Source organism: Leifsonia sp. HAY1-4F (assembly GCF_056755275.1).
Window position 1 is genome coordinate 1 of record NZ_JBNDHX010000573.1, and the last position, 240, is coordinate 240.

Genomic DNA, 240 nt, shown 5'->3' on the forward strand with positions numbered 1-240 from the left:
GATGAAGATATAGGCGAGACCGAGCTCATCCTGCAGCCGCATCAGCAGATCGAGCACCTGCGAACGGACGGAGACATCGAGCGCCGACGTCGCCTCGTCGGCGACGATGATGCGGGGGTTGAGCGTAATTGCGCGGGCGATACCGATGCGCTGGCGCTGCCCGCCGGAGAAGGCATGCGGATAGCGCTCGCGCGTCTTCGGGTCGAGACCGACCTGCTCCATCAGGTGACAGACCCGCTC

At 65.0% G+C, this 240-nt stretch carries 1 protein-coding gene; it reads right to left on the bottom strand.

Annotated features, from left to right (window positions below; genetic code table 11):
* The coding region (locus ACPYOG_RS20540; protein ID WP_481295916.1) for an ATP-binding cassette domain-containing protein at nucleotides 1–225 on the bottom strand (225 nt) is incomplete at its 3' end.
* Nucleotides 226–240: the final 15 nt, after the last annotated feature.